Annotated in this window: 13 protein-coding genes; 8 read left to right on the top strand and 5 right to left on the bottom strand. The window is 65.4% G+C overall.

The genetic code is table 11. The annotated features are described in order from the left end of the window. Positions 1–494 (bottom strand): CDP-alcohol phosphatidyltransferase family protein (locus tag KGM94_RS19400; RefSeq protein WP_300263048.1); only part of this gene is annotated, 494 nt, incomplete at its 3' end. Positions 495–648: 154 nt separating this feature from the next. Here KGM94_RS19400 and purM point away from each other — a divergent pair. After that, positions 649–1,722: a phosphoribosylformylglycinamidine cyclo-ligase gene (gene purM, locus KGM94_RS19395; RefSeq protein WP_300263045.1), complete on the top strand. Its 1,074-nt coding sequence runs from the start codon at positions 649–651 to the stop codon at positions 1,720–1,722. 5 nt (positions 1,723–1,727) lie between these two features. Continuing rightward, positions 1,728–2,393: a phosphoribosylglycinamide formyltransferase gene (purN, locus tag KGM94_RS19390; protein WP_300263041.1), complete on the top strand. Its 666-nt coding sequence runs from the start codon at positions 1,728–1,730 to the stop codon at positions 2,391–2,393. Between the two features lie 69 nt (positions 2,394–2,462). Here purN and KGM94_RS19385 read toward each other — a convergent pair whose 3' ends face one another. Beyond that, the gene (locus KGM94_RS19385; protein WP_300263053.1) at positions 2,463–2,666 is read right to left on the bottom strand and encodes a cold-shock protein; all 204 of its coding nucleotides are present in this window, start codon (positions 2,664–2,666) and stop codon (positions 2,463–2,465) included. A 375-nt stretch (positions 2,667–3,041) separates the two neighbouring features. Here KGM94_RS19385 and KGM94_RS19380 point away from each other — a divergent pair, with 375 nt between their 5' ends. Continuing rightward, positions 3,042–4,175, top strand: coding sequence for an autotransporter outer membrane beta-barrel domain-containing protein (locus tag KGM94_RS19380; protein WP_300263038.1), 1,134 nt, complete (start codon positions 3,042–3,044; stop codon positions 4,173–4,175). A gap of 16 nt (positions 4,176–4,191) precedes the next feature. On the opposite strand, the gene KGM94_RS19375 is transcribed toward KGM94_RS19380, so the two are convergent. Further along, complete coding sequence (locus KGM94_RS19375) at positions 4,192–5,235, bottom strand: LysR family transcriptional regulator (protein WP_300263035.1); 1,044 nt, start codon at positions 5,233–5,235, stop codon at positions 4,192–4,194. Between the two features lie 64 nt (positions 5,236–5,299). Here KGM94_RS19375 and KGM94_RS19370 point away from each other — a divergent pair, with 64 nt between their 5' ends. The 5 genes from KGM94_RS19370 to KGM94_RS19350 all read left to right on the top strand — a co-directional run bounded on the left by KGM94_RS19370 (position 5,300) and on the right by KGM94_RS19350 (position 8,882). Further along, positions 5,300–5,917, top strand: coding sequence for a hypothetical protein (locus KGM94_RS19370; RefSeq protein ID WP_300263032.1), 618 nt, complete (start codon positions 5,300–5,302; stop codon positions 5,915–5,917). Then, the gene (locus KGM94_RS19365; RefSeq protein WP_300263029.1) at positions 5,904–6,524 is read left to right on the top strand and encodes a GNAT family N-acetyltransferase; all 621 of its coding nucleotides are present in this window, start codon (positions 5,904–5,906) and stop codon (positions 6,522–6,524) included. Before KGM94_RS19370 ends, KGM94_RS19365 begins: the two co-directional genes overlap by 14 nt. A gap of 25 nt (positions 6,525–6,549) precedes the next feature. After that, complete coding sequence (locus KGM94_RS19360; RefSeq protein ID WP_300263026.1) at positions 6,550–7,113, top strand: isochorismatase family protein; 564 nt, start codon at positions 6,550–6,552, stop codon at positions 7,111–7,113. Between the two features lie 36 nt (positions 7,114–7,149). Next, complete coding sequence (locus KGM94_RS19355; RefSeq protein WP_300263023.1) at positions 7,150–7,338, top strand: hypothetical protein; 189 nt, start codon at positions 7,150–7,152, stop codon at positions 7,336–7,338. Between the two features lie 161 nt (positions 7,339–7,499). Further along, on the top strand, positions 7,500–8,882 hold the full coding sequence (locus KGM94_RS19350) for an aspartate aminotransferase family protein (RefSeq protein WP_300263018.1): 1,383 nt from the start codon (positions 7,500–7,502) through the stop codon (positions 8,880–8,882). An 18-nt stretch (positions 8,883–8,900) separates the two neighbouring features. Here the strand turns inward: KGM94_RS19350 and rnd are convergent, their stop codons facing one another. Together rnd and KGM94_RS19340 are read right to left on the bottom strand one after the other, a co-directional pair. Beyond that, entirely contained in the window at positions 8,901–10,049 is a 1,149-nt protein-coding gene (gene rnd / locus KGM94_RS19345; protein WP_300263015.1) for a ribonuclease D, read from the bottom strand. Positions 10,050–10,419: 370 nt separating this feature from the next. Continuing rightward, on the bottom strand, positions 10,420–10,710 hold the full coding sequence (locus KGM94_RS19340) for a hypothetical protein (protein ID WP_300263011.1): 291 nt from the start codon (positions 10,708–10,710) through the stop codon (positions 10,420–10,422). Positions 10,711–10,805 lie beyond the last annotated feature (95 nt).

Raw genomic sequence — 10,805 nt, 5'->3', positions numbered from 1 at the left:
AGCGACACGGATGAGAGCGTGAAGACCGTGACGAGGCCCATGAGGATAATATCATAGGGCTCCGGCTTGAAGCCGAAGGCCAGCGCCGCCATCACGAGGGCCGCAAACGCCACCTGGGCCGCGGTGTTCAGCTTCGACACCATCAGCGGCTTCATGGCGACGGGCTTGTCGAACAGCCAGGACACGATCACGGCGGCGACGATCATGATGTCGCGCGACACCACCAGGATCACGATCCAGCGCGGGATCGCGCCCCAGATTCCCAGCGCCATGTAGATCGAGACCAGCAGCGCCTTGTCGGCGAGGGGGTCGAGCAGGGCGCCCAGTTCGCTCGTCATGTTGAAGCGCTTGGCCAGGAACCCGTCCACGGCATCGCTGATGCCGGCGATCAGGAAGACCGCGAACGCGACCTCCATTTGGCTCGACACGATGGCCCAGACGATGATCGGGACCAGCATGATGCGGCCCAGGGTAATGATGTTCGGAATACTCACACGGCGCTTCCCGGCACCCGGTCTGACCTCGAATCCGGTCCATTGGAGGCTGAACCGGTTTGTTATCTACATAGTACAGGGCTTGGCCGCTTGCGAGCCATTGCGCAGCCCTCGAATTCGACGTAACCAGCCGGAAACCCACTGGAAATCGGGCATGACCGACCGCAAAAACGGCCTCACCTATGCCGATTCAGGCGTCGACATCGATGCCGGCAATCGCCTCGTCGACCTGATCAAGCCGATGGTGCGGGCTACCGCGCGCCCCGGCGCCGACGCCGAGATCGGCGGATTCGGCGGCCTGTTCGACCTGAAGGCAGCCGGTTTCAGGGATCCCGTGCTGGTCGCTGCAACCGATGGCGTGGGCACCAAGGTGAAGATCGCGATCGAGACCGGCCTGCATGGCGGGATCGGCATCGACCTCGTGGCGATGTCGGTCAATGACCTGGTGGTGCAGGGAGCCGAGCCGCTGTTCTTCCTGGACTATTTTGCCTGTGGGAAACTCGATCCCGAGGCTGCGGCCGCGATCGTCGCGGGCGTCGCCGAAGGCTGCCGCGAATCCGGCTGTGCGCTGATCGGCGGGGAGACCGCCGAGATGCCCGGTCTCTACAAGGACGGCGACTACGACCTCGCCGGTTTCGCGGTCGGTGCGGCCGAGCGCGGCACGCTGCTGCCGCGCAAGGACATCGCGGCCGGCGACGCCGTGATCGGGCTGGCGTCCTCGGGCGTGCACTCCAACGGCTTCTCGCTGGTACGCAGGGTCGTCGCGCAGTGCGGGCTCGGCTTCGAGGCGCAGGCACCGTTCGCGCCGGTGATGACGCTCGGCGGGGCGCTGCTTGCGCCTACGCGGCTCTACGTCAAATCCTGCCTGCGGGCAATCCGCGAGACCGGCGCGGTCAAGGGACTGGCGCACATCACCGGCGGCGGCTTCACCGACAACATTCCGCGCGTGCTGCCGAAGAACCTCGGCGTCGGCATCGATCTCGCCCGCGTGCCGGTGCTGCCGGTGTTCAAGTGGCTGGCGGCGCAGGGCGGCATCGCCGAGCTCGAGATGCTGCGCACTTTCAACTGCGGCATCGGCATGGTCGTGATCGTCGAGCCGGATGCGGCGGACAAGGTCGTGCAGGTCTTCACTGACGCCGGCGAGACGGTGGCCGTGCTCGGCAACGTCGTCCCGGCCGAGGGCGAGCATCGCGTGGTCTATGACGGCCACCTCGACCTCGCGCTGTGACCCCGATGAAGCGCCGCGTCGCCATCCTGATCTCCGGACGGGGCTCCAACATGGCCGCGCTGATCAAGGCCGCGGCTGCGCCGGATTTTCCGGCCGAGATCGCGCTCGTGATTTCCAACCGCACGGAAGCGGCGGGCCTGGAGAAGGCGCGGGCGGGCGGCGTGCCGACGCTCGTGATCGAGAGCAAGCCGTTCGGCAAGGATCGCGTCGCCTTCGAGGCCGTGCTGCAATCCGCGCTCGATCAGCACGGCATCGAGCTGATCTGCCTCGGCGGCTTCATGCGGCTGTTCACCGCCGAATTCACCCGCGCCTGGTACGGGCGGATGCTCAACATCCATCCCTCGCTCTTGCCGTCCTTCCCCGGCCTCGATCCGCACGGCCAGGCGCTGCGCGCCGGCGTCAAGCTGTCCGGCGCGACCGTGCACTTCGTGATCCCGGAGACCGATGCCGGCCCGATCGTGATGCAGGGCGCCGTTCCCGTCAGCGACCACGACACGGCGGACACGCTGTCGGAGCGCATCCTCGAGGTCGAGCACCGCATCTATCCGGAAGCACTGCGGCTGCTCGCCACCGGCAGGGTCCGGATCGAGGGCGATGTCTGCAGGACCGCTGGCAGCGGCGGCTCGGAGAACTTCCTGATCTCGCCGGTGGTGGGCAGCGGCGCGGAATAGGCGCCAAACAAAATCCCCCGGCAGGGCCGGGGGTGACGTCGTCAATTCCTGCGTGAATCGTCAGCGAAGTCAGGAGACCTTGAGGTTCTCCGCGGATGTCTTGCCGCGGTTCTCCACGAGGTCGTATTCAACCACCTGGTTTTCATTGAGGGTGGTCAGTCCAGCGCGCTCGACGGCGGAGATGTGGACGAACACGTCCTTGTCGCCGCCCATCGGCTTGATGAACCCATAGCCCTTTGTCGGGTTGAACCATTTGACGGTGCCCTTTTGCATCGCCATCGCCTCTCTCCTGGTCTGGATACAAAAAAGACGCGGTCACGATTTCGCGTGCCACGCCACAAACGGGCTTAGTCTGTTCGAGTCCTGAATTTCAACGTCGCGAAACGCACAGCCGAGCGGCCAAATCCGATTGTACCGAACATAGCAACATGAAAATCGGGCCTTAGCAAGCAGGGCCGATGATCAGGTCGAACGGAGCAGGCCGGAGCACGGTGTTCGACCTGTGGCAGCGGAACCACAATCGCGAGCAATGGACCATGCGGGCAGACCCGGCCGATTGACCCATCATGCCAGTTGCGCGCAAATCGCCCGCACATATCGCAATTTGCGCCTCGCGTGCGCCGTCTTTTTGTTTCGGGATTTGTCGTCATGTGCTGCCGGTCGCAGCCCTCGGCTAGGCGGACGATCAGGCTCTGGCGGATCGTTGCTGCGATCGCGGTCGTGCTGACCGTCGGTCTGGAAATACCTGCGCATGCGCAATCGCTGACACCGACGCCCGCACCCAGCCCATCCCCCACGCCATCGCCCAGCCCCACGCCGAACACGATCGCCTACGACCGGTCGACCGGCAACGCCACGCTCAACCTCGGCTCCGGCTTCCTGGAGCGGCTCGGCAACCAGGCCTCCAACGGATTTGACCGGACCTTCCGCAACAATCCCGGGGGCGGGGGCGCCTCGGTCGACGCGGAAGCGCCGCGCTACCGCAGTTGGTTCGAAGGCTACGGAATCGCGGCCCGGACCGATGCGCAGGGCGATTTCGTCGGCGACAGGCGGAAGACGTTCGGTGGGGTCGCCGGCTTCGGCGCGCGCATCGCGCCGGGCGTCAACATCGGCTTCTCCGTGGACCAGAGCCGCACCGACGTCGACGTGCCGCTGGCGCTGCAGTCGGCGACGCTGGATTTGACCCAGCTCGGCTTCAACGGCTCCGTCGACAAGGGGCCCTGGACCTGGGCGTTCGCGCTCGTCCACGGCTTCGGCAACGTCCGTTCCAGCCGCGATACCGGCTTCGGGTTCGCGACCGCGCGCTATAACGCCGCAATCGACGGCGCGCTGACCGAGCTCAGCTACTACTGGGCCATGGAGCAGGCGCGCATCGTGCCCAAGGCCGCGCTCGAATATGTGCGCGCCACCAGCGCCTCGTTCCAGGAGGTCGGCGGGCTGGATCCGATGGCGGTCGGCTCGACAGCGCTGGAGCGCGCGCGCATCATGATCGGCGCCGAGGTCGGGCGCTACTTCATTTTCGACCGGAAGGTCCTCGACCTGTCGGCCTACGGCAAGCTCGTCGACAATTTCTATCAGAGCCTGGGCTCGGTCCAGGTCAGCCTTGGCGCGCAGAGCATCGTCGTGCCCGGCATCGGCGAAAGCCGCTACGGCATGGACGCGGGCGCGTCCGCTTCCCTCAGCCTGACCAACACGGCGCGCCTCTACCTCAACTATGACGGCAAATTCCGCAACGAACTGCAGTCGCACCAGGGCACGATCGGCTTCGAATACAAGTGGTAGGTCGGGATAGCCGACGTCAGGCGGGCGTGGCCGCGACATAACCGGTCAGGCCGACGCTGTCGCGGGCCGCGGTCATCAGCGGCACCAGCGCGTTCGGGTGGATGAACTCGTCGCGGAAGCAGGGATAGATCTTCGGATCGAAGATCTTCTTCAGCCAGTCGACCACGATCTTGTGGCGTTCGGACGACCGGAACTCCTTGTGATAGGTCAGCCAGAGATCGGCGTGATGGCTGACGCCGAGATCGACGGCGACGAGCGGTGCGCCGAGCGCGATCGAGACCGTCGGCAGGAAGCCGATGCCCGCGCCGCGCTCCACCGCGTAGAGCACGCCGATCGACGAGTTGGTCTTGATGCCGACGATGCCATCGAGCGACTTCAGTCCCAGAATGCGGGCATAGGCGGTGTCGTCGACCTGCGGCGCGGTCTGCTTCACGATCCTGTGGTGCTTCAACTCGGCCAGCGTCTTCGGCACGCCGTGCAGGCTCTCATAGTTCTTCGAGACGAAGGGATAGATGTGCAGGCGGCCGATCTTGGCCACGATCAGATCGGGATTGGTCGGCGGCTCGAGCTGGATCGCGATGTCGGATTCCAGCCGCGCGACGTCGGCCTGTTCCATGGCGCAGCGCAGATCGACCGTGATCTTGCGATAGGTCTTCTGGAAGTCGATCAGCCGCGGCAGAATCCAGAAATTGCCGGGGCCCTCCGTCACGGCGACGCGAACGGTGCCTACGGTGTCGTTCGAGGAGCGGGCCGCGCGGCGGAACACGTTGAAGGCGTGGCGCTCCATCAGCGAAACGTCGGAAATCATCGCCGTGCCTTCGTCGCTCAGCGTGAGACCGCTCTGGTCGCGCAGGAACAGCTTGCAGCCGATGCTCTCTTCCAGCCGGTCGATCTTGCGCATCAGCGTGGTCGAGGTGAGGCCGAGTTCCTCGGCGGCATTGCGGAAGCTTTTATATTTTGCGCAGGCCAGGAACAGCTTGAGATCGTCCCAGGACGCGCCCAGAGGCTCCTCGGTACGGTGCTGCATGACCGCAGCACCCCGTTGCAATACTTGCTGCATACTCCTGATCCCCAGCCGTTAAGCTCCTGATTACAACGGGATGGGCAAACGATAGAGGCGCGCCATGACAATGGAAAGGGGCTCGTTGACCGCACGGCATGATTTCGACGCGCTGCCGCTCAGCCCGGACGTCGATGTGCATTGCGCGCAATTTGATGAAATTGCAGCTCTGGCCGACATGGCCCACCGCCTGGTGCCGGGCGTGCGGATCGGGGAACGGGAACTGGCGCGCTACTTCACCTTCGACCCCCAGTGCATCCTGACGTTCGGCCGGGACCGCAGACTGTTGGGCGGCATGGCGTTTCTCTACCTCAACGACCGCGGACACGACGCGCTTCTGCTCGACGAAATCTGCCTGACCGAGCCCGATACACGGCTGCTCGCGTCCGGCAACCAGGAAGTTTCGGCGATCTACATCTGGGCCATAGCGGCGATCGGCCGGGGCATTGCGGGGCTCGGCAAGGCGGCCGCGCATCTGCGGCAACCGCGCTTTCGCAGCGCGGATTGTTTCGCCCAGCCGTCGACCGCGGCCGGACGCGACATCATGAAAGCGACGGGTTTCGAGCCCATTGCGAGCTTCCAGCCCGACCTGTGGCGCTACGAGCGTCCCTGGAACCGACGACCCCCGCGCATGCCGGCCCCGATTTTAGCAGCAAGGAGTTTCGCAGATGCACGGCACTAGGATCCCCGTCGCCAAACCGGACTCACGCGCCATCACCATTCGGATCGCACGCGATCCCAACGACCTCATGCTCGTCACCGCCATACGCTCGGCGGTCTATCTCGCCGAGCAGGATTGTCCGTTCGAGGAGGAATTCGACGGCAACGATCTGGTCGCGGCGCATTTCATCGGCTTCGTCGGCAGCGAGCCGGCGGGCTGCCTGCGGGTGCGCTTCTTCGGCGAATTCGCCAAGGTCGAGCGGCTCGCGGTGCGCCATCAGTACCGACGCTCGCGCGTGTCGTTCAAGCTCGTGCAGGCGAGCGTCGACTACGTGAAGCGCAAGGGCTTTCGCAAGATCTACGGCCAGGCGCAGGACCGGCTGGTCGACTTCTGGGCCCATTTCGGCGCCAAGCCGCTTGGTCACAACCGCAAGATCACCTTCTCGGATTTCTCCTATACCGAGATGGTGCTGGAGATCGAGCCGGGGCCGGATGCCATCACGCTGGACAGTGATCCTTACGTGATCATCCGCCCCGAAGGCGACTGGGACCGGCCTGGCGTTCTCGATGCCTCGGCCGGACGGTCGGCGACGTCGCCGCTGCGCAATCTCTCCGTGGCGGAGCGTTGAAACTCGTGCAGGTCTAAGCAAGAAGATGCTGGCTCCCGTTCACGACGATCCGCCGATCCTCGTCTGCGCCGATCTGCAGATAGAGTACCTGACCCAGGGGCGTCGCCACGTCATTCTCGACGGCGACGCCGCCACCTCGCGCTGCCTCGCTCTCCTGACGCTGTGGCGGGACAACCTCTGGCCGGTCATGCATCTGAAGCGCATTGCGCAGGCTGCGTGGTTCAATCCGGCATCGAAGCTGACCGATTGGATCGGTGAGTTGAAGCCGCGGCCGGGCGAGATGACGTTCGAGCATCCGCTGCCGTCGGCCTACAGTTCCGCGCGATTTGCGGACTACGCTACCAACATCAGGAACATGCGCTGCGTGCTTCTCGGATTTTCGCTCGACGAGACGATTCTGGCGACCGTCGTCGACGGATTTCATCGCAGCCATCGCTACCAGGTGGTCGGCGACGCCGTCGCCTGCCGGCACCCGGGTTCGGGGGATGCTGCCGCCTACAAGCAGGCGGTGATGAATGTGATCGGCAATTTTGCTACGCTGCGCCCCAGCGTCGAACTCATCCGGACGAGCGGCGCCATTGCGGTGTAGCCGGCCGTGGCCGGCGACGGGGCTGGGTGGGACATCGTGTCTCGGGGGCAAGAGCTCGAACGGCTGGCGGGTGATCTGACGCTCGTCCTTGAAAGGGCGCGCCGTCTTGGCCTGCCGACCACCGTCTATCTGCTTTCGATGGCGCTGGTCGAGGTGCAGGAGGCCGCTGCCGACGATGACGGCGGCGAGGACGGCGACGAAGACGGTGACGACGGGGCGACCTGAGCGGCCGCAGCAGCGGTTTTCCGCATTGCAGTCGGGCGCCTGCCGCCGGTGAAATGGCGTTGCAAGTTGTGCATTGTCGCAATAGCCAAGAAGCGACGCTTTTCTCAAGCGAGTCTGGCACCGGCGCGGCCGGTCATGCCGAGGCTCAAGGAATTTTCGCGATGACCATGCTGCCCAATTCGCAAGAAGCCCGTGACGTCGCCTATCAGCTCCACGCCTACACCAATGCGCGGGCCCACCAGCAGGCCGGCCCGCTGGTGATCGAGCGCGGCGAGGGGCCGTATGTCTATGATGCCGGCGGAAAGCGCTATCTGGAAGCGATGGCGGGCCTCTGGAGCGTGGGCCTCGGCTTCAGCGAGAAGCGGCTGGTCGAGGCGGCGCATCGTCAGATGCAGGCGCTGCCGTTCTACCACACCTTCGCCTCGCGCTCGCACGGACCCTCGATCGACCTGGCCGAGAAGCTCGTCAAGATCGCGCCGGTGCCGATGAGCAAGGTGTTCTTCACCAATTCCGGCTCCGAGGCCAACGACACCGTGCTGAAGCTGATTGCCTATCGCTCCAACGCGATGGGCCAGCCGCAGCGGAAGAAGGTACTGAGCCGGCTGCGCGCCTATCACGGCGTGACGATCGCGTCCGCAAGCCTCACCGGCCTACCGAACAACCACCGTTCGTTCGACCTGCCGCTGCCGAACGTGCTGCACACGGGCTCGCCGCACTTCTACAAGGATGCGGCGGCAGGCGAGCGCGAGGAGGCGTTCGCGACGCGGCGCGCCGAGGAGCTGGAGGCGCTGATCCTGAAAGAGGGGCCGGAGACGATCGCAGCCTTCTTCGGCGAGCCGGTGATGGGCGCCGGGGGCGTCATCGTGCCGCCCGCGACCTATTGGGAGAAGATCCAGGCCGTCTTGAAGAAGTACGATATCCTGCTGGTCGCCGACGAGGTGATCTGCGGCTTCGGGCGGACCGGCAAGATGTTCGGCTGCGAGACCTTCAAGATTGCGCCCGACGTGATGGTGGTCTCCAAGCAGATCACCTCGAGCTATTTCCCGTTCTCGGCGATCATGATGAACGATCGGATGTTCGAGCCGATCGCCGACGAGAGCAACAAGATCGGCGTTCTCGGCCACGGCTTTACGGCCGGCGGTCACCCGGTCGGCGCCGCGGTCGCGCTCGAAAACCTCAAGATCATCGAGGAGCGCGGCCTCGTCGCCCAGGCCGCCGAGACCGGCGTCTATATGCAGCGCCGGCTGCGCGAGTTCGCCGGCCATCCGCTGGTCGGCGAGGTCCGCGGCGTCGGCATGATCGCTGCCATCGAGCTCGTGCTCGACAAGCAGAAGAAGGTCGCCGCCACCAAGCCGGGCGCGGTCGGGACGATCGCCAGCCGCCTCCTGCTGGAGCGCGGCGTCATTTCCCGCAATATGGCGGATGCGCTCGCCATCTGTCCGCCGCTGATCGTTACGAAGGGGCAGATCGACGAGATGATCGGCGCGATCGCCGGCACGCTGGAGGATCTTAAGCCGGCGGTCGCCAGTCTGACGCCGGCGTAAGCCGCGTTGCGTTGGCCGTTACGCCCGGTCGACGCCGATCACGCGGCCCTTCTCGATCGCCAGCGCGAGCTCGCCGTGCTTCAGCTTGAGCGCGGCATCGCCGAACAGCTCGCGCCGCCAGCCGCGCAGCGCCGGCACGTCGGCAGCGTCGTCGGCGGCGATCCGCTCGAGGTCGTCGACGGTCGCGATCACCTTGGTGGCGACGGCGTGGCGCTCCGCGGTCATGCGCAAGAGCACCTTCAACAGCTCGACGATCGCCGCGCCGTTGGAGTTGTTGCGCGGCTTCTCCAGCTTGGGCAGCGTGGCCGGATCGCGCGCCAGCCCGCGCTGCACGGCGGCGACGATGTCGGTGCCCCATCTGGACTTCTCAAAACCCTTCGGCACCGATCGCAGATGGGCGAGCTTCTCGATCGTGGTCGGAGCGTGCGTGGCGATGTCGCTGATTGCTTCGTCGCGCAGGACGCGGCCGCGTGGCACGTCGCGGCTCTGGGCCTCCTGCTCGCGCCAGGCTGCGACCTCCATCAGCACCGCAAGGTCCTTTGGCTTCCGCACGCGCGTCTTCAGCCGCTCCCAGGCACGCTCGGGGTGGAAGTCGTAGGTGCGTGGCGAGGTCAGGATGTCCATCTCGATCGAGACCCATTCGCTGCGGCGGCGCTTCCTGAGGTCGGCGTCGAGCGCGGCGAAGACGTCGCGCAGATGCGTGACGTCGGAGACCGCGTAGTGCATCTGCTCCTTGCTGAGCGGCCGGCGCGACCAGTCGGTGAAGCGGTGGGTCTTGTCGGGCCGGTGGCCGGTGACCTTCTCGACGAGCTGGTCATAGGCGATGCTGTCGCCATAGCCGAGCACCATGGCGGCGACCTGGGTGTCGAATATCGGGTGAGGGATGATGTTGGCGCGGTGCCAGATGATTTCGATGTCCTGGCGGGCGGCGTGGAACACCTTCAGCACGCCCTCTTTCCCCATCAGATCGAAGAACGGCTCGAGGTCGATCCCCTCGGCGAGCGCGTCGATGACCACGGCCTCCTCGGGGCTCGCCATCTGCACCACGCATAGCAGCGGGTAATAGGTGGTTTCGCGCAGGAACTCGGTATCGACGGTGATGACGGGGTGCTTGGCCAGCCGGTCGCAGGCGGCGACGAGCTCAGCGGTGGTGGTAATCAGATTCATGAACGGCCCATGACAGGTGCCCCCAGCCGTTCTGCCGAAAGCGCTGATATGTCAAGGGGCTCGATGCGAATTCGAGCCTTGCATTTCAGCCGGAATCGTCAGCGGCGGGTCGGGTCGCTGGAAGACCGGCCGCGCGACTCTATTCGTAGCGGATCCGCTGCGACGGCCGGCGCGCGCGAGGCAGCGCCACGGCGACCACGCACATGGCGAGCATCGCCAGCCCCATGAATTCGAACACCAGGACGTCCACGGCAATCTCCCTCGAAAGATTGCTAGACTTGTCGGGGGTCGATTGAGGGTCTGTTAATCGTCGTGGTTACCGGCGGACGCGCGAGGCGGATGGTGGATGGGGGGTTAACGGGGAGCCTCGTCAGAGCCAGTTGTCCTCGACGAAGCACCAGACCAGTCCGCAGGTCAGCGCCAGCCCGGCGAGCAGCTTGTGCGGACTGATGATCAGGATGCCCGGGATCGGCACGGCCAGATAGGACAGCAGCAGCCAGATTGCGATGGTCGCGGAGGGAACGACGATGAACGCCTCGGCTCTCTTGAAGCCGAGAAGCCGGTCGGGCAGCCAAAACACTGCGACGATCGCGAGCACGATTGCGCCGATGATCAGCAGGCCGAAGAGTCCATATGCCACGACCAAGGCGAACGTATGCATGTCGGATCCAGTGCTTGATCGCACGGCGATCGTGACGGCGCCCTGTTAACGCCCGGTGCACGCCGGCCATGGACCCGCGGGCAGCCACGAAGCCT

The sequence above is a fragment of the Bradyrhizobium sp. genome (assembly GCF_028868675.1).
Lineage (GTDB): Bacteria > Pseudomonadota > Alphaproteobacteria > Rhizobiales > Xanthobacteraceae > Bradyrhizobium.
This window is presented reverse-complemented; position numbering and strand designations above follow the sequence as displayed.